We start from the raw sequence: 23,659 nt of genomic DNA on the forward strand, positions 1-23,659 counted from the left end.
CGGAGGGCTGGTTCGCGCAGACTCCCGTGAGACCGCTTACTTCAGCTTGGCCGCACGCTTCTTGGCCTCCGCTGCCGATTCGCTGTCCGGGTACTTGGCCATCAAATCGTGCAACGTTTTCTTCGCTGCCGTCACCTGCCCGGATTCTGCCTGGTTGCTGGCAATCGCCAGCATCGCCTCGGCGGCCTTCGGGCTCGTCGGATACTTCGTCACGATTCCCTGCAGCGTCGCAGTCGACCCCTTCAGATCCTTGTTGGCGTACTGCGCATTGCCAAGCCAGAACTGCGCTTCAGGTTGATACGGGCTGTCGGGATACTTGGCCGCGAAGGTTCGAAACGCCGTCTGCGCACCCTTGTAGTCACCATTGCGGAATTTCGTCAGTGCGGCATCAAAGATGTCTTTCTCGCCCGGTTGGACGGTGCCGGTCACGCCGCCGACGGTCATCTGCTGCGGTTCGAATTTCTTCAATCGACCATCGAGGTCGTTGTAGAAATCCTTTTGACTCTGTTGCAGGTTCGCAAGCTGGTTTTTCAGATCCTCGTTCTGACCGCGCTGGTCGGCCAGATCACGCTGCAACTGCTGAATCTGATTGTTCAAATCCAGTACGTTGCGCGTGAGCCCCTCGATCCGCTGCTTGTCTGAATCCAGACGGCTGCGGATATCGAGAATCGCTTTGCGCGCCTCGTCGTCATCGAACAATCCGGCATGCGCCAGCGGACTCAGCACCGCAGTGCCGAGCGTCACCGCGCAGATCATGTTTTTAAGCAAACGAGACGTCATGACGATTCAATCAATAAGCCAGATCGGCGCGACGGTCCTGGGCCCAGCTGGCCTCGTCCGTACCCGTGGCCTTTTCCTTGCCCAGCGAAACGGCTTCCATCTGGCTGGTGTTGGCGCCCAGGGCCGACATGGCCTTCACGACGGCCTCAGCACGCTTCTGGCCCAGGGCCAGGTTGTACTCGCTCGTGCCGCGCGGGTCAGTATTGCCCTGCACCAGCACGTGACGCTGCGAGTACTTGTTCAGGAAGGCGGCGTGCGCCTGGAGCATCGGGGTGTACTGGGCATCGACGCTGTACTGGTCGAAGCCGAAGTACACGCTGCGCTTGGCGAGCGGGCCGTTCGGGTTGTTCAGTTCGTCAGCCGAAGCGTCGACGGGGGCGACAGCACGGGCGTCCGTGGCTTGACCCTTGTTGGCGTTAGCCTGGTCGTCGAGCTTCACGCCCGACGAGCAAGCGGCCAGCGCGGCCAGCGAAGAGATGGCGAGGATGTTACGAAGCAGGGAACTCATTTGAGCCTCCAATTGATGTTGCTGTTGACGTTATTGCATGAAAGGGCCCCAGGAGGGTTCGCGAACTTCCCCTCCCCGAACCTGAAGAATCTGCCGGGTTTGCCCGTCCACCGAGACTGCCGCGAGAACCTTGCGGCCCCCGGATTGCGTTGCATAAAGAATGTACTTGCCGTTCGCGGCAAAACTCGGTGACTCGTCGTGGCTGGTGTCGGTCAGCGCCGTAACATCGCCAGTACTCATATCCTGCACGCACAGTTTGAATCCGCCGCCTTGACGCGCAATGAACGCGAGCAACTTGCCATCGGGACTGATTCGCGGACTGACGTTGTAACTCCCCTTGAAGGTCACGCGCTGCGCAGCGCCTGCCACTTCGCCACCGGCCGGCATTTTGTAGATTTGCGGACCACCGCCACGATCGCTCGTGAAGTAGATCCATTTGCCGTCCGGGGAATACTGCGGTTCGGTGTCGATCGCGCCGCTGCGCGACAGACGCTTGAGGCCGCCGCCATTGGCGTTGACCTGGTAGATCTGCGTGTTGCCGTCGCGCGAGAGGGCCACGGCGAGCTTGCTGCCGTCCGGCGCCCACGCGGGCGCCGAGTTATTGCCCTTCTCGTTGGCCAGCACGGCACGACGACCCGTCGGCAGATCGTGGATGTACACGACCGGCTTGCGCTTCTCGAACGAGACGTAGGCGACCTTCGTGCCATCCGGCGACCACGCCGGCGAGATGATCGGCTCGCGGCTGTTGAGCGCGACGCGCGCATCCTGACCGTCCGAATCCGAAATCTGCAACTGGTAGTGGTTGCCGCTGTGCAGGACATAGGACAGACGCGTGGCAAACACACCGCGATCGCCCAGCAACTTCTGGTAGATATAGTCGGCAATCTTGTGCGCCGTCAGACGCAGGTTCGCCGCGGACGAGGTGAGCGCCAGGCCGCCAAGCGGCTGACCGTTCACGGCATCGTACAGACGGAAGCTGACCTGGAAGTTGCCGTTGCCTGCCGGCACGATCGTGCCCGAGACGAACGCATTCGCCCCCTTGGCGCGCCACGTGCCGAGATCGACCGAATCGTCCACGCCGACCGCGGCGCCGCCCGTATCGATCTGATTGAAGCGCCCGCTGTTGCTCAGGTCGGCCTTGACGACGGATACGATGTCTGTCGGCGCGGTGCCCTTGAAGTTGGACACGGCGATCGGATAACGGTTGGTGCCCACGCCATTGATCTCGACGGTGAGCGGGGTCTGCGCATGGGCGATCGTGCACGCCGCAGTGAGCCAGGTGGCTACCAGCGCACGCCATGCATATTGACTGGAAATTCGCATGCGTTCGATTAGTCAGTTACGCGGTGCAGCCGCCATTTTTACCATATCTTGATGAAAATGGACTTGCATCGCTCGGTTTTCGTTCCCGTTTGACAACATTCCTCAGCCCTTTGGCCGGAGGTGGATGTCGAGCGTCGGGGGCGGGGCTTTGCCGCCGACACCGCGCGGCAAGGGGTCTGATTTCTTGATGGCGGCCATGGCTGCGGCGTCCCACGCCGGATTGCCGCTCGACTTCGTCAACTGCATCGACAGGATGCTGCCGTCCGGCGCAATGCGCACGGCGACGATGGCCTGCGGATTGCCCGTCGTATCGCCGGCATAGGCAATATTTGGCATGACCTTGGCACGCACGCGTTCAGCATAGCCAGCCTCACCGGTACCACCGCTCCCCGCGCCCGTGCCGCCCGCCTGCGAGCCCAGGCCGTTGCCGGTCGCACCCGCCGTGCCGCCGGCCATCCCGCGCAACGCTGCCAGACGCTGCGCGCGTGCCGCGTCGGCCGCCTTTTGCGCCGCCGCTTCCTTCGCGGCCTTGGCCTTGGCCGCCTTGTCCTGCTCAGCCTTCTTCTCGGCGTCGGCTTTCTTCTGCGCGTCGGCCAGTTGCTGCTGCTTCAACTGTTCGGCCTTCTTCGCGGCTTCATCCTTCTGGCGCTTCAACTCGTCAGCCTTCTTCTGATCGGCGAGTTTCTGCTGCTGAGCGGCTTCGGCCGCTGCCTTCTTGCGGGCGATTTCGGCTGCCGCCTGCTGCTCGGCAAGTTGCTTCTGTTTGAGGGCTTCCTGGCGCGCCTTCTCCTGCTGCGCCTCGAGCAGGCGCGCCTGCTCGGCGGCTTGCTGTTCCTGTTTGCGCTTTTTCTGCTGGAGGGCGATGTCGGCGTCCTCGGCCGGCGGCGTCGGCGCGGCCACGGCGGGCGGTGCGGGCGTCGGCGGTGGCGTCACCACGGGCGATGTCGGTTCCGCGACTTCGGACGGCGTCCACAGCTCGGCCTCGGAGCCGGCGGGTGAGCTGTTCTGCCAGCGCATACCGTAGAAGAGCAGCGCGAACAGCAGCGCGTGCATGAACAGCGCAAGCAGAAATGCCCGTCCCGTGCCGCGCTCATCGTTGCGCGGGCCGATGGGGCGGTTAGGGCGGTCGGGGCGGGCTGCGGTGCGGCTCATTTCTGCTTGACGAGCAGACCCACGCGCTTGACGCCCTGGGCCTTGAGATCGGACATCACGTTCATGACGATTTCATAGCGCACCGACTTGTCGGCGGCGATGACGACCGGCTGATCCGGATTGGCGGCCTGACGTCCTTGAAGGAAACCGGTCAGATCGGCGGCGCCCATGCGCTGCTCGATGGTGTTCTCGCCGTCCTTGTAGCGCACCAGCATCCGGTTGTCGGCTTCGATATTGACGACCACGGGCGGCGTCTGTTGCTGCGGGCTCGCGTTGGCGACGCTCGGCAGATTGACGATCGACGGCGCGACCAGCGGTGCGGCCACCATGAAAATGACGAGCAGCACCAGCATCACGTCGATATACGGTACGACGTTGATATCCGCCATGGCGCGACGGCCGCGGCGAGCGTTGCGCATAGAACCTGCCATGTCTCGGCGCTCCCGGAGTGCTTAGTGAATCTGCCGTTGCAGGATGTTGGAGAACTCTTCGACGAAGCTTTCGAAGCGGATCGAAAGCCGGTCGATATCGTTGGCGAAGCGGTTGTAGGCAACCACGGCAGGGATAGCGGCGAACAGGCCGATGGCCGTGGCCACCAGTGCTTCCGCGATGCCCGGCGCCACATTGGCGAGCGTGGCTTGTTGCACGTTCGACAGGCCGCGGAAAGCGTTCATGATACCCCACACGGTACCGAACAGACCAATGTACGGGCTCACGGAACCGACCGATGCGAGGAACGGCAGATTGGCTTCGAGCGAGTCCATTTCACGTTGGTAGCAAGCGCGCATGGCGCGGCGCGCGCCGTCCAGAATGGCATTCGGATCGTGCAGACCTTTCTCGCTCGCCTTGATGTATTCGCGCATGCCCGATTCGAAGATACGTTCGAGCGCGCCCGTCTGATGGCGGTTGTTCAGGGCGCTTTGATAGAGCGCCTGGAGATCGCCACCCGACCAGAAATCGCGCTCGAAGCGCTCGGTCTGGGTGCGGGCGCGGCGAATCGCGAAGATCTTGCGGAAGATGTGTGTCCACGAGAGCAGCGAAAGTACCAGCAGCAGGCCCATGACGGCCTGGGCGAGCACGCTGGCATGCATGACCAGCGAAATAATGGAAAGGTCTTGATCGGGCATGGTGTGGTTATTGACTGACCGGAGTTCTTGTCGTTGGCTTCAGGCGGCTGCCGGACGGGCGGGCTCGCCCGCTGCGGCGTTGACCACCTTGGCGGCCGATTGCATGGCGAGGCGCACGTGCTTGGGAATCTTGCCCGGGCGCAGGGTGTCGGCCGCCACACAGCCGATTTTGATGCTGCCGCGCACCAACAGTTCGCTGCTGCCGTCCGGCGCGTCTCGCCAGGCTTCCTGGTGAAAATCGACAGAGGCGCCGCCAAGGCGCTCGATGCGGCTCTTGATAGTGAGCCGATCGTCCAGCCGGGCGGGCGCCAGATAGTCCAGCGCGGTGGCGCGAACGATGAAAATCATGCCGGTATCGCCGGCCAGCGCGAGTTGCTCGATACCGAGCGAACGGAGCCACTCGGTGCGGGCCCGTTCAAAGAATTTCAGATAGTTGGCGTAGAAGACGACGCCACCGGCGTCCGTGTCCTCGTAGTAAACGCGAATTGACCAACAAGTATCAAAATCAGCCATGCCGCGCATTGTATCGGAACCCGGCACCAACGCCAGCCACGGAAACACAATTTTTCAAACCGGAGCGATGGCCTCCTGTTTACGAGGAATTACTTGGCGTTCGGCGCCGCACCAAACTAGGGCGAATTTGTACGAATCCCCCGTGTGGCGGGGGATTGCGCTGGCGTCCGGGCGCCGCCCGTCTCTATAATGATGGCTCGCAAGCCCCCTGAATTTCAGACTGGATCCCCATCGGCGCCCCCCTGCATCACGCGTCCCTGGGGTCCCTCCTAGCGAATCAACCTGCGAGGCCCTCGAATTGACTTCCCCTTCATCGCAAGCAACCTCCGTGCGTGTCGCGTTTCTCGGCCTGGGTGTGATGGGTTATCCCATGGCCGGTCATTTGCAACGCGCCGGTCATCAGGTCACGGTCTATAACCGTACGACCGCCAAGGCGCAGCAATGGGCCAAGGAATATGGTGGCGCGGCCGCCGCCACCCCGGCCGAAGCGGTGCGTGATGCCGATATCGTGGCCGCCTGCGTGGGCAACGATGACGACCTGCGCAGCATCGTGCTCGGCGAGCAGGGCGCCTTCTCCGGCATGAAGGCAGATGCCGTTTTTGTCGATCACACGACGGCCTCGGCCGACGTGGCGCGTGAACTCTATGCGGCCGCGCGCGCGAAGGGGCTGCACTTCGTCGACGCTCCCGTTTCGGGGGGCGAAGCCGGTGCCAGGAATGGCGCGCTGACGATCATGTGCGGCGGCGACGTCCCGGCGTTCGACCGGGCTGCGCCGACGCTGGGTGCCTACGGCCGTGCCGTCACGCGTGTTGGCGAGGCCGGTGCGGGACAGATTGCCAAGATGGTCAACCAGATATGCATCGCCGGGCTGGTGCAGGGGTTGTCCGAGGCGATCAACTTCGGCCAGTGCGCCGGGCTGGACATGCCGCTCGTGCTCGACGTCATCAACAAAGGGGCGGCGGCGAGCTGGCAGATGGACAATCGCGGCCAGACGATGATCGACGGCAAGTTCGATTTCGGCTTCGCGGTGGACTGGATGCGCAAGGATCTGGGTCTCTGCCTGGCCGAAGCGCAGCGCAACGGTGTTTCACTGCCGGTCACGGCGCTCGTCGACCAGTTCTACGGGGACGTACAGGCGCTGGGCGGGTCGCGCTGGGACACCTCCAGCCTGATTCATCGGTTGCGCGTGCTGTCGGGCAAGGCTTGAGTGGCACCCGCGGGCTTCTGGCCGATATCCGGTATTTGGCATATCTGCGGGTTTGTCTCCAATCGTCAGCGGGTGCCGATTGGCACTAGAATGCGGAAAACGGGACGTCGCGGTGCGACGGCATGGCGGCGTGGCAGCTTGGGAGCGGGCTGGGGCGGTGGCGTGTCGACGTTGAGCAGCAGGGAGACCGCCGCGAGCGATAACGATCCAGAACACAACTCGACCCCGAGACCCCAGTACCGACATGAGCAATCAGTCGAACGCCGCGGCCGTCCGCGCATTTCGCATTCTCGAAATTCTCAGTGCGTCAGGCACGCCAATGACCTTGGCGGAGATCGTCGCCGCCATCAGTCTGCCCAAGCAGACGGTGCATCGCATTCTCAAGCAGCTCGAAGCGGCGTTTCTCGTATCGCGCGAAGCTGGCAGCCGGCATTACGAGCCGTCGTCGCGGGTGCGCGCGATGGCCGTCAATGCGCTGATGCACGTCGGGCCTGCGGCCGCGCGCCACGCCATCCTTCAGCAACTGGTCGACAAGTTGGGCGAGACCTGCAATCTGTCGATGCTCTCGGGGGACGACCTGGTCTACCTCGATCGTGTGGAGACGGATTGGTCGCGGCAGCTCAAGCTCGCGCCGGGCTCGCGTGTGCCGTTGCACTGCACGGCGAGCGGCAAGCTGCTGCTGGCGTTCCTGCCGCGCGCGCGTCGCGAGAAGTTGATCGCCCATCTGCCGCTGCGACCGCGTGCGGAGAACACCATCACCGATCTCGAGGACTTGCGCGAGGAGTTGGGCGAGACGCGCAAGCGCCGGGTCGGCACCAATAACGAAGAGCATGTGCCGGGCATGATCGCCGTGGCTGTGCCCGTGATGCTCGACCGCAATCGTGCTTGCGCTGCCATCGCGGTGCAGGCGAGCGCGCAGCGCCGCACGCTCGACGCGCTCATGACGTTCTTGCCGGAGCTTCAGGCCGCCGCCGAGGCGATGGCGGCCACGTTCAACGAGTAAGGGCAAGCCCGGCGCTTAGACACTAGGATGCCGCGGCGCAGCGTCACCTTGACACCACGACACCAAGACATCGCGACACCTTGCCACCCGCCGCTATTGGGCATTGGCAGGACGCGTGGCGACTGACGACATCGACGCTGGCGCGGGGATGTCGGCCGTCGCGGTCTCGAAGAGGTGTTCGAGTTGCTTCGTAGCTTGCGCCGAGTCGGCGCGCATGCGTGGTCCGATGAAGATCGGGTCGAGCATCAGGAACAGCAGATTCGGCGTGCGATAGGTGACGTCGCGCTCGAAGCGCGTGCCCGTGCCGTCGGGCGTGAGTGTGTATCGGACTTCGCCCGACGGGCGCCGGTTCATTTCGCCCTCGATACGCCATTCGAAGGGAGGCTTCGCCTCGACGACCTTCCAGTGGACGATGCCGTGACGTCCGGCGAGGCGAAATTCCTCGGCGACTTTTTCCCCCACGGCGAGCGAGTGATCGGTCGCACCCTGCACGGCGAGCGACGCCGGATGCCACTTCGGCCAGTTGGCCGGGGTAGTGACAAATGCGTAGACGGCTTGCGGCGGTGCACGCAGCGTGACCGTGTTCACGATGTGAGTCTGACGCTCGAAGGGCAGGGGCAGCAGCGAGAGCAGGGCGACGACAGCGGCCGCCCCGAGGATGAACAGGAAGACCCGCTTCATCGGCGCGCGCTCACGCACCGGAAGGCGAATCGAGTTCGACATCGACCATCAGGTCATCGGCCAGGCTTTCCAGGGTCTCGCGCAGCGATTCCGTGCTGACGCTCGCGGGGACATGAAGCCGGGCCGTCGCATGAAACAGCGTGCCGCCGGACATCGATCCTTCGACACATTCCGTGGCGAGTTCGTCGATGCTGATGCCGCGCGAGAAGAGCACGTGCGAGATTTCCTTGACGATTCCCGGATGATCCTGCCCGACCAGATCTAGCTGAAGCGTGCGGGCTGCCGGGTCGGCGGCGGCGCTCTGGGCGCGCGTGACGGCGATGCGCAGGCCTTGGGTCTCCAGCGCCTGCAGGGCTTGCGTGAGCACGTCGGCGTGTTCGTCGGGGACTTGCAGATGGATGATGCCGGCGAACTGGCCGGCCAGATTGGCCAGGCGGCTTTCCAGCCAGTTGGCGCCGCAGGCGCTCGCGCGATCGGCGATCGCATTGACCAGACCCGGGCGATCCGGGCCAATCACATTGAGAATCAGGGACGTCGTCATCACAGGCTCCGTCGAAACTGAGGGGGCAAGAGGCGGCGCAGGCAGCGCGCTCGATTTCCGATGGGAGGCGTTGCGCGCAGCAGGTTCCAGTGTAGTGCAATCGCGCGGTACGCCGCTACGGCATGCTCGCCCATCCCTCTACACCGCAACCACGCGCCGGATCGCCCAGCGTTGCCAAGCCCAGACAAACGTGGTGCCGACCGCGATGCCGAGCGCGGCACCGGCGAGGGCGTCGCTTGTCCAGTGATAGGCGGCGGCGAGCTGGCCGAAGCCCGTCAGCGCAATCGCAACGGCGCACGGCCAGCGCAAGGCGCGGTGTCGCAGCGCGAGCACGGTCGCAAACGCCAGCATGACGGTGAGGTGCCCCGAGGGAAACGACGCGTAAGCGGCACCATCACCGCCGAACAGCCGGAACTGGAACACGCCGTCGCGCAGATACGACGGATTGTCGTGAATCCACGTGGCCGGCCATGTCCGCCCGAAAGCGAACTTCAGGCCTTGCTTGAATACGCTGCCGACGCCCACCGCACCGGCTGCGAGCCACAGTGTCGCCGCCCACGCCGGAAGGTCTCGGCGCCAGACGAACGCGGCGCCAACGATCCCAAACGTCGGCCACGCCAGCGCAAACAGCGGTGAGGGCAACTCCGCAACGTGCTGAATCCACCGCGTACCTTGCGTATGCACATGCACGAGGTCCACCACCGGCCGGTCGATCCACGGAATGGCGACCAACGCCAGCAACAGGCACGCGAACGCGCTCAGCCATGCATTGCGCAGGCCAAGGGCGGTGGCAGGGGCGGCGGAGGCAGACGCTGGCTCGTTCATGACGCGACATGGGTAGAGAAGGGGGCGGGCGGATCCAAGGGAATCCCAGCGGAATCGACCATCGGGGAAACCGCGTCATGGTAGCCGTCATTGATGACAACGGGGGGGCAACGTTTTCCGCGGACGGGAGGCGTCGATGTCGTCATGGCGATTTGATGACGATCAGGGCGCGTGTTGCGCGCATGACATGCTCGCCCGGCAAGGAAACGAAAGATTTTTTGCTTGGCGAGCGGCCATCGTCCTACAATCGTCCCCTACGTAAAAGTCGGGTGCGAGCCCAATGTCACAAGGCGCGGCGGGCGGTTTCCGGGCCGACGTCGAACGAAGGAACAGCTGTTTTGGATGGTGTAGTTCGCTTGATAAAAGAAAAACCTATATCGCTTGCGGGGGCAGTAGTGAACCGGGGATTCGAGAGCATCATCGATCGTCTGGCGCGAGAGTTCTGGCGCGCCGCGCACTTGCGCGAGCAACAGCATGCGCAAATGCAGGCGCGTTCGCTGGCGGAAGTTCGCGCCGTGGATCAGGCACAGCGTGCCGCGGAAGCCGCGCCGGACGCCGACGCTGCCGCGCGTGAGCGCAAGCACGTGGCGTGGCGTCAGGCGGAAGCGGCCGCGCAGGGCGCCAAGGCCAAACTCGAGGTCGCGCGGCTGGAGCGCTTGCTTGCCGACGGTCTTGCGCGCGATCTGCGCATTCCACCGGCAGACCTGCGCGCGAGCAGCACGCCGCCGGTGCTCGACACCCGGCATCTCCCGAAGATTTTGCCCAAGCCAGAATGGGAAGCCTTCGCGCCCGAGAAGCCGGGCCGGCTCGCGCTGGCCATGCCGGGCGCGTCGGGGCGTTACGAGCAAGCCGTCGCCAAGGCGCGTGGCGAGTTCGTCCACGCGGAACGTGAGCACGAGGCGTCGAAAATACGTCGGGCGCAAGGCTCGATGATTCTCCAGATCGCGCAGCAAAAGGCCACGGAAGCGGCGCGGGCCGAGAGCGCACGTCACAACGCGGCCGTGGCCGACTTCGAAGGGGCGCTGTTGCGCGGCGAGGCGGCCGCCATCACGGGCTATGCGCGCATCGTGCTCAGCCGCAGCCCTTACCCGCAAGCGTTCGCGCAGACGCTCGCGGCGCACTACGTCGAGAACCGCAAGCTGCTGGCCATCGGCTATGACGTGCCGACGCTCGACGCCGCCGTGCCCGTCGCGTTCGACTACCACTATCACCCCGCGCAGGGGCTCGTGCAGGGCGTACCTGCCAGCGAGGCCGTGCGCGCGAAGGTGTACGCGAACGCACTGCGCCAGATCGTGCTCCGTTCGCTGCACGAATTGTTCTCGGCCGATCCGCTGCGTCAGGTGAACGCCATCGTTTTCAATGCGTACGCGAGCGATGGTGAGAGCCGCGTTTGTCTGGCGAGCGTTCACGTGACGCGTGCCGACTTCGCGGCGCTCACCTTGGCCGACGGCGATCCGGCGGCGCATCTGGCGGCGCTCGGTGCGCGCGTGTCGGCGTGTCCCGAAGCGTTGGAGGCGGTCGTCCCGGTGGCGGGCGTCGATATGACAAAGGTCGTCACCGACGCCGATGTCGCCGTCGATCGTCGCTTCAATCTGATGACGCTTACCGACAAGGACTTCACGCAGGTGATGTTCCACCTGCTGCGCTCGCACGGTTTCGAGGGGCCGCCGCTGCTGCCCGGCGAGCCGGCAGGCATGCTGACCTGTCGCGCCTGGGATCCGCATCCGATTTTCGGGGGCGACGTCGTCGTGCACGTGTATCGGGAAATGCACAAGGACGCGCGGCTGGAGGTCGCCGCCGCCCGCACCTTGCTCGCCGAGATGCAGAAGATCGGCGCCGCCCGCGGCATGCTGATCACGACGGGGGCGTTCGACGATGGGGTCGAGGAGTTTGCGCGCGATCGCCGCATCGAGCTGCTCGCTGGCCATCACCTGATCTTCCTGCTCAAAGAGAACGCGGGTGTCGATGCCAGCGTTGTGGTGCCGGAGGCGCCCGCCACCTCCGCCGCGATGTTCTGACGGCACCGTGGTATCAAAAAAATGATCGGTTTTGGGTCTTTGCCAAGGGCCGCGCGAGACGTACGCTAGGCGTCATTCCCTTTCCGTCGTTTCTGTCCGGAGTCGTCGATGTACCAGCCCGCCGCCTTTGCCGAGGATCGCCCTGACGTCTTGCACGAACTTATTCGCACCCAACCGCTTGGCCTGCTTGTCAGTGCCGGTTCGCAGGGACTGATCGCCGATTCGATTCCGTTCCTGATGTACCCCGACGAAGGCGAGTTCGGCACCTTGCGCGGGCATCTGGCGCGGGCCAATCCGCACGGTTCGGCGCTGCGCGATGTCGGCGATTGCCTCGTCGCCTTTACGGGGCCGCAGGGGTACATCACGCCCTCATGGTATGCCGCCAAGGCGGAACACGGCAAAGTCGTGCCGACTTGGAACTACGCTGCCGTGCACGTCTGGGGGAAGCCGCGCGTGATCGACGATGCCTCGTGGCTGCGGCGGCTCGTCGGCGATCTCACGCAGTCGCAGGAGCAACGGCGTGCCGCGCCGTGGGCGGTGGAAGATGCGCCGGCCGATTTCATCGACGGCATGCTGCGCGCCATCGTCGGCGTGGAAATTCCGATTCGCCGTATCGAGGGCAAATTCAAGATGTCGCAAAATCGCGCGATGCCCGATCGCGTCGGTGTGGTCGATGGCCTGCGTGCGGAGGGCGCGATGAACGAGCCGCTCGCGGCGCTCATTGCACTGCGCGGCGAGGTGCCCGGCCGCTGATGCTGCGGGATGGGGGCGACGGTACGATCCGCTGCGTCGTAACGGAAGGAAACAATTTCCGGGCACGCGGGACAGGTTGCGCGGTGGCGTCCCCGCATACAATGCGGCAACCCGACTCGGATGCCGCAATGAAGACACTGCTCCTTGTGCTCGCGCTGGCGCTCTGTGTGCTGTTCCTGGCGCAGGACTGGCTGCTGCCGAGTGCACAAGCCGACGAGTGCGATAACCTCGGCCCCACCCAGACCCTGCAATGCGCCGCCTATGGTGCGGGCAGTGTCGTCCCCGAATAGGCGCTCCTCCGCTACAATCGCACCCCCTGACGTCTTACCTCTAGCCGTACGATGAAGCAGTCTCGATGGACGGTCACCGCAGTGCGCGCAAGCCGTTTGCGCGCGATGACCGGGCAGTTGGCCGCCGCTCCGGCCACCCTTTCCTGCGCAGTGGCCGTGACGTTCGTCATGGCCTTCCCCGGCGATTCGTTTGCCGCCGCCTCGGCCTGCGGCGATCACTATTGGGGCGGCACCGCCCCCGACATCACCCAAGCTGCCATGTCGCGCGACGCGCGCGAAGTCTGCTTCAGCGCGTTCGGTGTGATGCATTCGGGTGTGACACGCACGCCACTCTGGTCCGCCGAGCACCTCACCCGTGCGGGATTGCGCGACGCGCGTCAGATCTCGCGCGTCAACAATTTCCACGCCGAATCGCGGCTTCCCGTCGATGAGCGGGCCGAGCTTCGCGATTACGTGCGCTCGGGATACGACCGGGGACACATGGCGCCGTCGGCCGATATGCCGGACGCACAAGCGCAGTCGGAGAGCTTTTCGTTGTCGAACATGGTGCCGCAGAACAGCGAGAACAATCGCTATCTGTGGGCGGGCATCGAGTCGAGCGTGCGCAAGCTCGCGCAGGATCGCGGGGAGGTGTTCGTCATCACGGGACCACTCTTCAAGGGCAAGTCGATCACGCAGGTCGGCAATCGGGTGATGGTACCTACACAGCTTTACAAGATCGTCTACGACCCAAAGCGCCAGCAGGCCGGCGCCTACCTGGTCGCGAACGAGGCCACGAGCGACTATTCTGTCGTGAGCGTGGCGGAAGTCGAGTCGCTCGCCGGCATTGACTTCTTCCCCGGCATGGCGTCGGACATCAAGCGCACGGCAATGCGCCTGCCCGCGCCCAAGGCGGCGGGCGGCAAACGCAAGCGAGATCCGGAGATGCCCTCGTATCGCGAGGTGAAGACGGTGCTCGATTTCTTGCGTACGATCGTTCGCTAGGCATGGCGCAACCGTGCAGGGCCGATCGCCGCAGGCGTTGCCGTGCGATAACGATGGTCGCCGTATTGGCCGACCGCAACTGACCGTTTTTCTCCCTCGCTCCAGGAGTCCCCGATGTCTGCTTCGTCTTCTGCCAATGCCCCGTTTGCCCCGTTTGCCAACGATGCCGATGCGCTCACGCTCGGCGAGTTCAACGTCGAAAATCATACGGACCACGTTGCCCTCTTCGGCAATCTCGAGATTCGCCGCGACGCCGAAGGACTGCGTCAGGCACAGACCCTCAAGGCGGTGCTCGACGCCGTGGTCGAGGCGCTGGCCCGTGCCGATCTGCCAGCCCGGGCGGCCGCGCAGGACGGCACCACGGCGCGACAGGTGAAAAATCCGTTCGAATCTTGACGCCGGCGGGGAAGCGGGCGCCCCCTCTCCCCGGATTTACCCCAGCTTTGTCGATTATCCGAACAATCGATGTTGCGCCGCATGATGGGACGAGCCCGACCGTCTGACGTCGCCTCGATCCCCCTGGTCGTCCGGCCTGCCACCGCTGCCGCACCTGCGACACGACTCGCCGTGTCGCACTTGGCGAAACACCCAATTCCAGCATTCATGCGGGTTGCGCGACAACTTGTCGCACCTGCGACATTCTGTCGCATTGACACCTCCTGTCATTCATTCTGAATGGCGTCGGGCTGACGGGATTCACCATCTCGCGCGCCCGTCTCGAAATCCGAAGAATTCGTGCATTTGGCTTGCGGCGACGCAGCACGGATAGGGGGTTTACGACGGCTCGGCAAAGCGCATACTAGCCCTGCGTCTCGTCGATTCCGATAGCGTGAATCGATGACGGCAAGGCTACGAACACTAAACAACGCGAGGTAACTTATGCACATCCGTTGGAAAAAAGTGTATTCGAGTGGTTGGGGAACGATTCATCACGATGCACCCCGTTCCCATCGCAGCGCGAATGAGCGCGAGCAACTGTTTCAACGCCTGTTGGCAATCGCGATCGGCTGTAGCGTCGGCGGATTCGTTCTCTTGTCGGTAGGCGCGGCCTTCCTGGGACGCTAAAGTCACCCATCTTCCTTTTCGTGCGCGGCACCGCCTCCGGCGGACGGCCGCGCCACGTTGCTTCGGCTGACGCCGATCCCGCTTCCTTGACGATGTTGCCGCTTCCCGAGCTTGCGCCACGGGGGCTTTAACGCGTTCGTCATGCGACTTCAATCACCCGATTCAATCGCGCGACCCTGCCGTCTTGAAACGTTTTGTTACACACTCGGCTCGCATCCAAACGGTTCGCATGGCTGAATGTCGGTCATTGGCTGCCATTTCCCATTGAGCATCGACGCCGCCGCCGATAAAGCGCGTTAACCGCGTCGATATCCATCGTCGATCACGTGGCCGCTCGTGGCGATGGTGCCGCATTCTTCGGGTTCACGCTATTGCGTTTACGAAAGAATAGTGCCATCTTGAAACGACGGCGCTGTGTCGGAATTTTGGGTAGTCCTGTGTTCCGGATTTTCCCGGATTAATCCGAATTGTCTTGCGTCTCAGAATTTTCGATAAAACAGTAAAAAAATAGTCACGCGGGCCGGTTTGATTGATTTGTGAGGTGCGCCATGGAAATTCGCTGGGAAAAGTTGTACTCGGGCGGATTGGGTCGTTTTTACGACACTTCGGAATCGAGCCGCCGTCGGGCACGGCGTGCCCAACTGGCGTGGTTTGGCATCGTGATCTCCGTTGGCATTGCCGTCGGCGCCATGGCCATTGCGTGGCGCTGGCTCTGAGGGGTGTCGCGGCCGCGGGGAGCGTTGCGACGGGCGCGCCATGGATTGGCGCGCCTCTGCGGTCTCGATGCACCCAACAACGTTGGCGCATGCCGCGTTTGACGGGGTAGGCAACACCGGTCGCAGTCGCCGGCTACAGATCGAGTCGCAGCGATGGCGTGCGACAACCGGAGACACACACTGTCATCACGGTGTTGGACGCGCGTTCCGTTGCCGTTAGCACCGAGTCCCGATGATCCGGCTCGCCAGCCAACACTGCGGTCTTGCAGGCGCCGCACACGCCCTCCTGGCAACTGTACGGGACTTCGACCCCTGCGCTCAGCAACGTCTGCAACAGCGTTGTACCAGGCTCAACGCTCAGCGTTCGTCCCGACCGATTCAGCGTAACAGCGTACGATGACCGAGGCTCGGCCGCAGGCTTGGCGCCCGAGAATCGCTCGATGTGACCGTTCTGGATCCCCAGGTCGTGACAAGCCCGTTCGAAGGCACCCAGAAAACCGCCGGGGCCGCAAGCGTAAAAATGAGCGTCGCGCGGCTGGGATGCCATGTATCGCTCGAGGTCGAATTGCACGCCCTGTTCATCATCGAAATGCCACATTACCGGGATGCCGAGCGCGAGAATATCGTCGACAAAGGCAGCGTGTTTTCGGGTCTGGGCGCAGTATGCGAGCACCACATCGCGGCCTTGCGCGCGCAAGTGACGCGCCATGCACAACAGGGGCGTGATGCCGATGCCACCGGCGATCAACACGGCGCGCTCGGTTGAGTCGGCGAGGCTGAAGTTGTTTCGCGGGCTGGAGATGATCAATTCGGCGCCGACTTCCAATTCGTGATGCAGGTAGCGCGATCCGCCCCGACTCTCCGGAACCTCAAGCACGCCCAGCACGTATCGGTGCGTTTCGTCAGGCGCATTGGTCAGGGAATAGCTCCGGGTGATGCCATTGGGCAGTCGAACGTCAACGTGTGCGCCGGGCGTGAACGCGGGAAAAGAAGCGCCGTCTGCCGGTCGCAATTCAATGCGGATGACGCCCGTGGCCTCTTGCCGAAGTGCTGCCACTGTCGTTCTTAGCGTCGGCATCGGTGGCTTTGTGCGAACGCGAGGCGGGTGGTAAATGACCAGCATTTCCAACGCCGATTCGCCCAGATTCCGGAACGAGTGAGCAACGCCGGCAGAGATTGGGCTGACGGACCCTGCACAGACGGGGGACGTTTCGTCACCCACCGTGACTTCGCCCACGCCGGACAACACATAGAACAAATGCGCGTGCGGCTCGACGTGGGTGGGCGATGCCCCTCCCGGTCCGACACTGGTCAGCTCGATGCTGTAGGCATCATTCGTGTACGCGGGCTCGGTGACGGCTTTGTAACCGGACTTGTTGATAAACAGGCCGGTCAGGGGGATCCATGGAATATCGTTGACGTTCCACGTTACAGGCTTTTCGCCATCGACGACGTTGTCCGCCGAGGCTGTGGTTGCAGGGGGCATGTCATGGTCTCCTTCGATTGACGTTCGTCCCCGCTCGGGACTATTCTGCCGGCCGTTGCGCGGTGTGGCCGATGTGTGAATATTCTAGGTACCCCCCCTTGTTGCCTCAAGATTGATTCTGATAATCGACCATGAAGTATCGGCATGACTACTTGTCTCGGGACGAAACCCTCAGTGCGCTGGGCGTGACGGCAAAGACGCTCTATTCCTACGTGAGTCGTGGAAAAATACAAAGCATCCCGGTCCCTGGGACGCATCGACACCTTTACGCCCGCGCTGACGTTGACGCGATGGTCGTGCGCGGACGCGGGCGAGTGCCGCGTGCCGTGACAGCAGCGACGTCGATGCACTGGGGCGAGCCGATCGTTGCCACATCGATCACCCGGATCGACGAGCACGGTCCGCGCTACCGCAACCATGCCGCGTTGGAATTGGCGACGCAGGGCTGCCCCTTCGAGGCCGTTGCCGAACTCCTCGTGACGGGCGCGTGGAACCCCTCGGCGGAACCTTGGCCTCTGATCGAGATTCCAGATCGCCTGCACGCATTGCTACAACTGCACGCGGAACTGGGGCCGCCCGACGACATTGGAAATTTGATGGCGATGAGCGTACTCGCCCTTTGTGGGCGTGAGACACCGGATGCGCCGCAAGGCGCGCAAGAAGATTTGGGTAGCGTACAACGGGTCTACCATGCGCTCGTCGGATGCCTTGGATTTCTATCGAACGCGCGAGCCTACGTCCCCCGTCGACCGAACGAGCGAATGGCCGCATGGGCATTGCGGGCCAGCGGCGCGAGAGCCACGCGCAATGCGATCAAAGCGATCAATGCCTTGCTGATTGTTTGCGCCGATCACGAACTCACGCCTGCCACACTGGCCGCACGCGCCGCAGCATCCACGTCTGCGCCGCTGTTCAACAGCGTTGCGGCAGCGATCTGCACGCATCTGGGGACGTCGGTCGGAGGTGCCACACATGTCGTGGAACGGACATTGGTCGCCCACTTGTCTGGAGAGACCCATGACGATCATCTTGACCAGATCCGTGCCGAAGGAAAGTCGCTGTACGGATTCAATCATCCGCTTTACCCCAATGGAGATCCGCGCGCGCAGGTCTTGTTGGGATTGGCCGCTGAACACGCCCACAACGCCGGCCGGGCCAAAGCGATGTTCCGACTGCTCGCCGATGCGCATGAACGCCTTCAGCTTTCCCCCGGATTGGCGCTTGCCCTCGTAGCATTGACGCAGTCGGTGGGCATGCCCGGCGGCAGCGCTGCCGCGTTATGGATGGTGGCGCGAACCAGTGGGTGGTGTGCTCACGCGATCGAGCAGCGGGAGCAAGCGTTCATGCTGCGGCCCCGAGCGACCTACCGACCCGCCGACGTGTGACGGCAGTCGCCGCGACGGGCGCCTTCGGGTCGGTCGCCACCGCCCCCGGGAATGGCTATGATGTCGCCATACGGATACGGATACGGATACGGATTCGGCCCACTGCCGCTCCCGGCGAGGGCTCCGGATGGCGCCTCGCGCCCCCTTCAATCTGCACGGCGTGAACTGCCACATCAAACAAGCCATCCTCAAGGACGCCCCCTATGAACGACATCGTCACCCCGACTCAGCCGGCGCTCGACACCGCCGCCTTGCGCGACTTCGTCGAACGCAAGTGGAATGAAGAAATCCTGCACGCGCTGACCGACTACATCGCGGTACCGGCCAAAAGTCCGGGCTTCGACGCTGACTGGGCGCGCAACGGCTACATCGATCGCGTCGTGCGCGACGCCGCGCAATGGGCCGAACGCCAGCCGGTCAAGGGACTGAAGCTCGAGGTCATTCGCCTTGAAGGACGCACACCGGTCATCTCCTTCGAGGCCCCCGCCACGCGCTCGGGCAGCGACGAAACGATCGTGCTCTACGGCCACCTCGACAAGCAACCCGAGTTCGATGGCTGGCGTCGCGACCTGGGCCCGTGGACGCCCAAGTTCGAAGACGGCAAGCTCTATGGCCGCGGCGGGGCGGACGACGGTTACGCCATCTATGCCAGCGTGACGGCGCTCGCAGCGCTCGATGCCCAGGGCGTGGAGCGCCCGCGCTGTGTTGGTCTCATCGAGACCTGCGAAGAGTCGGGCAGCTACGACCTGCTGCCCTACGTCGACGCGCTGCGCGAGCGATTGGGACGCGTCGGACTGGTCGTCTGCCTCGATTCCGGGGCGGGCAACTACGATCAGTTGTGGCTGACCACCTCGTTGCGCGGCCTGATCTCGGGCAGTCTCGAGGTGCAGGTGCTCGACGAGGGCATTCATTCTGGCGGCTATGGTGGGATTGCGCCGTCGAGTTTTCGCATCATGCGTCAATTGTTCGAACGTCTGGAAGATGCGGGCAGCGGCAACGTGCTGCCGCAGGGCTTTCACTCGCCGATTCCGTTGCAGCGCCTGAAAGAGGCGGAAGCGACGGCGCGCATTCTTGGTGACGACGTCTGGAAGAAGCTGCCGTGGGCGTGCGGCCAGGACGGCCTGTCGGTGCTGCCGACCACCACCGATCCGAAGGAAGCCCTGCTCAATTCGACGTGGCGTCCCTCGCTGTCGGTCACCGGCGCGTCGGGCCTGCCGGCGCTGTCGGATGCGGGCAACGTGCTGCGTCCGCGCACGGCGTTCAAGCTGTCGCTGCGTCTGCCGCCGCTGGTCGACGCCGCGCAGTCCGTGGCCGAACTCAAGTCGTTGCTGGAACTCGATCCGCCGTACAACGCGAAGGTGACGTTCAAACCCGACGCCGGTGCGGCCTCCGGCTGGAACGCGCCCGACGTTGCACCGTGGCTCACCTCGGCACTGAACACGGCGTCGCAACGGCATTACGGGGAGGACGTGGCATACATCGGGCAGGGTGGCACCATTCCGCTGATGAACACACTGCAGGCGGGTTTCCCGTCGGCGCAATTCATGGTGTGCGGCGTGCTCGGACCGAAGTCGAACGCGCATGGTCCCAATGAGTTCCTGCACGTGCCCTATGCGACGAAGCTGACCGCCGCGGTGGCCGAGGTCATCGCGCTGGCGCCGTAAGCGGCAGCCGCGCCGTCGTGGCGAGGCATGCCTGGCACGCGCGCGCGGCACTGGCCTTCCACGGGCCAAGCATGCCGCAGGCGAGCGCGCAAGCCGCCTCGGGACAGGTACGCTCGCCCGGTATAATCCCGGCGCTGCGATGTGGGCGCGGTGCCATCTCCCGCGCCGGACGCGGGCATCCGTGAGAGGACGATTTGAATCGCGTTGCGACGACATCCTGCGCGCCGAGAGGCGCGCGTTTCAATTTCCGAGCCATCGGCGAACGTTTGCGTGCCTACCGGCTCGCCGCGGATCTGCGCAGCGAGGATGTGGCGCAGCAGCTCGCCATCTCGCGCGCCGCGATCTACAAGCTCGAGCGCGGCGAGATCGTCAAGATCGATACACTCGAGCGGCTTGCGGCGCTGCTGGGGGTGTCGCTCGCGAACCTGCTGGGCGTGGAAGTCGAGTATCACGACTCGGCGGTGAGCTACTTCGAGCGTATGCGCCAGTTGGAGCGCCGCTCCGAGCGCATCGTCGCGCATTTCGATCCGATTTCGTTCCTGCTCACCTCCGACGACTACGACGTCTGGTTGCGCCACATGCTCGACGAGAGCATCCCGCCCACGCTTGCCGACCAGCGCTGGTCGAACACGATCGATCGCGTGCTGGCCATCCTGCAGGAGCGCAAGTCGAGCTTCTCGCGCCAGCGACTGGCAGTCACGAGTCTCATCGGCCTGCGTCAGATCGAACAGTTTCTGCATCACGGACTCGTCGGACGCCTCGGACTGCCTGCCGAGGTGCAGCGCGAACGGCGGCAGGCGGCGCGGCGCGAGGTGGCGCGTATCGTCGCGTTTCTGGAGACCGACACGACGGGCGTGCAGATTGGCATCGTGAGCGACAACATGCCCAATGAGTCGTTTCAGATCTTCGAGGCGCAGGGCGAAGCCTATGTCGCGGTCTCGCCGTTCCGTCTCGGCGAGCTACCGAACCTGCGTACCGGCATTGCCACCATCACAACGTCCCCCGACGGCGTCGGCATGTATCGCGCCATGATTGACCGGCTCTGGGCTGACGCGGCCAAGGGCAGGGAAGGCGCGGCATTGCTCGGTGAACTGCTGGCGCGTTTCTGAGCGCGCGGGCGAGGGAGGTGCGTCCCTCGAACGTCCTCGTCGTGTACGCGCATTGCGTGCGGGAAAACGACGAGCCGGTGCCACAATACGAAGACTTCCCACACAATCGACATCGCCTCCCGGCAAACCGATCTAGTCTCCTTGCGCCTGAAGACCATCCGGTCTGAATTCCTTGGAGACGATCATGGGAACCATTTTCGCCGCATCGCGCAGCTTGCCGGTGCACCTCATTTCCATCAACCGGTCGAAGCCGCCAGACGACGGAAACAGCTTCGGCTCGGACTTTCAGCGACTGGGATCGGTCGCAACGTCGGCGCTTGGATCGACCGGCAAGCCTTGGCAGTCCTATCCCGTGCGGCCGAGAAGCACGCAAGCCAACAACGGCATTGCACTGGGCTCCTGGTGCGCCGAGCGCGATCGGGAGGTGCTTCACGCCAAACGCCTGCGCGCCGACCCCCTGATGCCCAAGTTCGTCGGTGAGGGGCTTGAGCGCTGGCGCGCCCGGTTTGTCGACGCCGTCGATGCCGACGTGACCTTCGAGCGTGCTCGCGCGAGCGCCATGCAGCGCGTGCGTCACGGTATTCCCGCCGAGCCGACCGCTTTCGTGCGGACGTTCGCCACCGGCGCGGTACGCGCGCAGCTTGGCGAGATTGCGCGTCTGAGCGACGAGGTCCGCAAGCTGACTGCGACCATTCCGGCGTTGCCGGACGGGAGCGCCAGGAAAATTGCCCTGAGAAATCGTGACGACCTTGCTACCCTCAGAGACGCGATGGCGCAATTGACCCTGAATTCGCACGGCAGGAAGGACGATCTGCTGCGCTCGGAACTCAATGCCCTGGTCGCGCTGAACGACATGGCGCGCGAGGCGCAGCGAGAAATGACCAACGGCGGCGCTGATGTTCCGCTGCGCCTGGCCGTGCGCGATGGCAACTGGGTGCTCAAACCCGCCGCATCGACTTCCTGGTTCGCCCGCAACAAGACGCGTGCGGCCAACGATGCCGCCCGGTTGGCCCTGCTCCTGGGCTATCCGGCCGACCGGCCCGTCACGCTCAAGATGATTTGCGCCCGTGGGTTCGGCGCGCATGAGTACACGACGGTGCTCAATGACGCCAGGTCTCGCGACCGCGAGGCCGCGCGTTCGTGGCTCGCCGCGAGAGCGCTGGACATCGACACATGGAAGGCCGCCACCGGCGCGGTGCGAGACGGCCTCGCACCGTCCGCGACGGGGCGAGCGCCGGCGTCTGAGCATGACGACAGCCGGCTTGGCGATGACCTCGCCGCAGGTGCGGATCCAAGAAGTCCGAACCGTGAGCGGTCGCATCGGACGGTGACCCGACAGGTCGGTTCGATCCGGCTCGCCGATGTCATTCGCCCCGCGTCGGCTGACCCGACCGCCAGCCCGTCGCCCGACGATTCCGACGATTCCGAGGCCCCTGACACGGACGCGCGCGGTTATGCCCGCCTCGTGAGGGCGGACACCCCGTCGGACGTCCCTCACTATGTCGCGCCGGACGGCAGCGAATACGCGCGCGTCACGCGAGCCGAACTGTCGCCGACGTCGGCCAGTGCGACGTCGCAACCCTCCCGGCGCGAGCAGTTCGCCGAGGCATTTTGCAAGGCACATCCGGGCCAGCAACATAGCTTGCGGGAAATATTTTCACGATCGATGCTGTCCACGCCGTCGTCGAGTGAACCGACGGCGCACGCGAGCGGGGGGCTCAGCGGCCGGCGAGCCGGTGCGATGCCGCTGTCGCCGCCGCCCGCGCCGCCCCTGTCCGAACTACCGACCATTCGTGAGTAATCCCCTGCTGCATTAGGCAAGCCGGGCCGCTACCCGACAAGGGAGCGGCCTTTTTCATGCAGACATTCGCGGCAGTTATGTTATTTGGCGAAACACGCCGTGCGCGCGTGATAGTAAATATTTTAATTATCTGCAAGCCTATTTAATCAACAGTTTGCGCGACTTACGCAACACTCTCGTTTTGCCATGCCGGGGCTTGTCAGTAGAATGGCCGCGTCGGGTGCGCCCTACGAACCCAAATACTATACCGCTGACGAATGGCGTTTCGTGAATGCCGCCGTCGATCGCCTGATTCCCGCCGACGATCTCGGCCCGGGAGCGCTTCAGGCCGATGTGCCGCAGTTCATTGACCGTCAGATGGAAACGCCCTTCGGCCACGGCAAGTTGTGGTACAGGCGGGGGCCGTTCCACACCGATCAGCCGCCGGAAATGGGCTACCCGTTGAGCCTCGTGCCGCGCGACATCTATCGTCACGGCATCGCGGCCTGCGACGCGTACTGCAAGAAGCAGTACAACAAGGCGTTCGCCGACCTCGATCACGCCACGCAGGAGACCGCGCTTGGCGATCTCGAGCATGCGAAGGTCGAATTCGACAGCGTGCCGGCGCGCACCTTCTTTTCGTATCTGCTGGCCAATGCGAAGCAACGTTTCTTCTCGGATCCCATCCACGGCGGCAACACGGACATGGTCGGCTGGAAGCTGGTGCTTCGCCGCTTTCGTGCGGGCGG

At 64.0% G+C, this 23,659-nt stretch carries 23 protein-coding genes and 2 pseudogenes; 13 read left to right on the top strand and 12 right to left on the bottom strand.

Annotated features, from left to right (window positions below; all coding sequences use genetic code 11):
- Positions 1-36: 36 nt before the first annotated feature.
- The 7 genes from ybgF to ybgC form a co-directional block, all read right to left on the bottom strand.
- Positions 37-780 (bottom strand): tol-pal system protein YbgF, encoded by a 744-nt coding sequence (gene ybgF / locus PEP31012_RS11260; protein WP_246171248.1) that lies wholly within the window; start codon positions 778-780, stop codon positions 37-39.
- 10 nt (positions 781-790) lie between these two features.
- Positions 791-1,288, bottom strand: coding sequence for an OmpA family protein (locus tag PEP31012_RS11265; protein ID WP_150589438.1), 498 nt, complete (start codon positions 1,286-1,288; stop codon positions 791-793).
- Between the two features lie 30 nt (positions 1,289-1,318).
- A complete protein-coding gene (tolB, locus tag PEP31012_RS11270) occupies positions 1,319-2,611 on the bottom strand; it encodes a Tol-Pal system beta propeller repeat protein TolB (RefSeq protein WP_150589439.1) in 1,293 nt (430 codons plus the stop codon).
- 102 nt (positions 2,612-2,713) lie between these two features.
- Positions 2,714-3,763, bottom strand: coding sequence for a cell envelope integrity protein TolA (tolA, locus tag PEP31012_RS11275; protein WP_150589440.1), 1,050 nt, complete (start codon positions 3,761-3,763; stop codon positions 2,714-2,716).
- Positions 3,760-4,194 carry a protein TolR gene (gene tolR, locus PEP31012_RS11280; protein WP_026132193.1) on the bottom strand — a complete coding sequence of 145 codons (435 nt, stop codon included), beginning with the start codon at positions 4,192-4,194 and terminating at the stop codon, positions 3,760-3,762. Before tolR ends, tolA begins: the two co-directional genes overlap by 4 nt.
- 21 nt (positions 4,195-4,215) lie before the next feature.
- Positions 4,216-4,890, bottom strand: a complete 675-nt coding sequence (gene tolQ / locus PEP31012_RS11285; RefSeq protein WP_150589441.1) for a protein TolQ — start codon at positions 4,888-4,890, stop codon at positions 4,216-4,218.
- A 39-nt stretch (positions 4,891-4,929) separates the two neighbouring features.
- On the bottom strand, positions 4,930-5,412 hold the full coding sequence (ybgC, locus tag PEP31012_RS11290) for a tol-pal system-associated acyl-CoA thioesterase (protein WP_150589671.1): 483 nt from the start codon (positions 5,410-5,412) through the stop codon (positions 4,930-4,932).
- A 289-nt stretch (positions 5,413-5,701) separates the two neighbouring features.
- Here ybgC and PEP31012_RS11295 point away from each other — a divergent pair, with 289 nt between their 5' ends.
- Both PEP31012_RS11295 and PEP31012_RS11300 read left to right on the top strand, forming a co-directional pair.
- Positions 5,702-6,610: an NAD(P)-dependent oxidoreductase gene (locus tag PEP31012_RS11295; RefSeq protein ID WP_150589442.1), complete on the top strand. Its 909-nt coding sequence runs from the start codon at positions 5,702-5,704 to the stop codon at positions 6,608-6,610.
- 244 nt (positions 6,611-6,854) lie between these two features.
- Positions 6,855-7,613: an IclR family transcriptional regulator gene (locus PEP31012_RS11300; RefSeq protein ID WP_150589443.1), complete on the top strand. Its 759-nt coding sequence runs from the start codon at positions 6,855-6,857 to the stop codon at positions 7,611-7,613.
- Between the two features lie 93 nt (positions 7,614-7,706).
- Here the strand turns inward: PEP31012_RS11300 and PEP31012_RS11305 are convergent, their stop codons facing one another.
- The 3 genes from PEP31012_RS11305 to PEP31012_RS11315 all read right to left on the bottom strand — a co-directional run bounded on the left by PEP31012_RS11305 (position 7,707) and on the right by PEP31012_RS11315 (position 9,660).
- Positions 7,707-8,336, bottom strand: coding sequence for an SRPBCC family protein (locus PEP31012_RS11305; protein ID WP_246171249.1), 630 nt, complete (start codon positions 8,334-8,336; stop codon positions 7,707-7,709).
- Positions 8,305-8,835, bottom strand: coding sequence for a glycine cleavage system transcriptional repressor (locus tag PEP31012_RS11310; protein ID WP_150589444.1), 531 nt, complete (start codon positions 8,833-8,835; stop codon positions 8,305-8,307). The genes PEP31012_RS11305 and PEP31012_RS11310 overlap by 32 nt, the downstream gene beginning before the upstream one ends.
- Before the next feature lie 138 nt (positions 8,836-8,973).
- The gene (locus tag PEP31012_RS11315; RefSeq protein WP_150589445.1) at positions 8,974-9,660 is read right to left on the bottom strand and encodes a phosphatase PAP2 family protein; all 687 of its coding nucleotides are present in this window, start codon (positions 9,658-9,660) and stop codon (positions 8,974-8,976) included.
- A gap of 395 nt (positions 9,661-10,055) precedes the next feature.
- Here PEP31012_RS11315 and PEP31012_RS11320 point away from each other — a divergent pair, with 395 nt between their 5' ends.
- The 6 genes from PEP31012_RS11320 (at position 10,056) to PEP31012_RS23645 (ending at position 15,486) form a co-directional block, all read left to right on the top strand.
- Positions 10,056-11,678, top strand: coding sequence for a restriction endonuclease (locus tag PEP31012_RS11320; protein WP_174978202.1), 1,623 nt, complete (start codon positions 10,056-10,058; stop codon positions 11,676-11,678).
- A 108-nt stretch (positions 11,679-11,786) separates the two neighbouring features.
- Positions 11,787-12,431 carry an FMN-binding negative transcriptional regulator gene (locus tag PEP31012_RS11325; RefSeq protein WP_150589447.1) on the top strand — a complete coding sequence of 215 codons (645 nt, stop codon included), beginning with the start codon at positions 11,787-11,789 and terminating at the stop codon, positions 12,429-12,431.
- A 128-nt stretch (positions 12,432-12,559) separates the two neighbouring features.
- Complete coding sequence (locus PEP31012_RS23640; RefSeq protein WP_174978203.1) at positions 12,560-12,721, top strand: hypothetical protein; 162 nt, start codon at positions 12,560-12,562, stop codon at positions 12,719-12,721.
- A 51-nt stretch (positions 12,722-12,772) separates the two neighbouring features.
- Complete coding sequence (locus PEP31012_RS11330; RefSeq protein ID WP_246171250.1) at positions 12,773-13,705, top strand: DNA/RNA non-specific endonuclease; 933 nt, start codon at positions 12,773-12,775, stop codon at positions 13,703-13,705.
- A gap of 114 nt (positions 13,706-13,819) precedes the next feature.
- Entirely contained in the window at positions 13,820-14,101 is a 282-nt protein-coding gene (locus PEP31012_RS11335; RefSeq protein WP_150589448.1) for a hypothetical protein, read from the top strand.
- A 1,217-nt stretch (positions 14,102-15,318) separates the two neighbouring features.
- On the top strand, positions 15,319-15,486 hold the full coding sequence (locus PEP31012_RS23645; RefSeq protein WP_174978204.1) for a hypothetical protein: 168 nt from the start codon (positions 15,319-15,321) through the stop codon (positions 15,484-15,486).
- 133 nt (positions 15,487-15,619) lie between these two features.
- Here PEP31012_RS23645 and PEP31012_RS11340 read toward each other — a convergent pair whose 3' ends face one another.
- Positions 15,620-16,564 carry a PDR/VanB family oxidoreductase gene (locus PEP31012_RS11340; protein ID WP_246171267.1) on the bottom strand — a complete coding sequence of 315 codons (945 nt, stop codon included), beginning with the start codon at positions 16,562-16,564 and terminating at the stop codon, positions 15,620-15,622.
- Positions 16,565-16,594: 30 nt separating this feature from the next.
- A pseudogene (locus tag PEP31012_RS23975) lies at positions 16,595-16,972 on the bottom strand (cupin domain-containing protein); the annotation flags it as partial.
- 344 nt (positions 16,973-17,316) lie between these two features.
- Here PEP31012_RS23975 and PEP31012_RS11345 point away from each other — a divergent pair.
- The 5 genes and pseudogenes from PEP31012_RS11345 to PEP31012_RS11365 all read left to right on the top strand — a co-directional run.
- A complete protein-coding gene (locus PEP31012_RS11345) occupies positions 17,317-18,357 on the top strand; it encodes a citrate/2-methylcitrate synthase (RefSeq protein ID WP_174978205.1) in 1,041 nt (346 codons plus the stop codon).
- Positions 18,358-18,560: 203 nt separating this feature from the next.
- The gene (locus PEP31012_RS11350) at positions 18,561-20,021 is read left to right on the top strand and encodes a M20 family metallopeptidase (RefSeq protein WP_150589451.1); all 1,461 of its coding nucleotides are present in this window, start codon (positions 18,561-18,563) and stop codon (positions 20,019-20,021) included.
- Positions 20,022-20,287: 266 nt separating this feature from the next.
- On the top strand, positions 20,288-21,130 hold the full coding sequence (locus PEP31012_RS11355; protein WP_246171251.1) for a helix-turn-helix domain-containing protein: 843 nt from the start codon (positions 20,288-20,290) through the stop codon (positions 21,128-21,130).
- A gap of 184 nt (positions 21,131-21,314) precedes the next feature.
- Entirely contained in the window at positions 21,315-22,931 is a 1,617-nt protein-coding gene (locus tag PEP31012_RS11360) for a hypothetical protein (protein WP_150589453.1), read from the top strand.
- Between the two features lie 210 nt (positions 22,932-23,141).
- Positions 23,142-23,636, top strand: a pseudogene (locus tag PEP31012_RS11365) (gluconate 2-dehydrogenase subunit 3 family protein); the annotation flags it as partial.
- Between the last annotated feature and the right edge of the window lie 23 nt (positions 23,637-23,659).

The organism is Pandoraea eparura, assembly GCF_902459725.1.
Taxonomy (GTDB): Bacteria; Pseudomonadota; Gammaproteobacteria; order Burkholderiales; family Burkholderiaceae; genus Pandoraea; species Pandoraea eparura.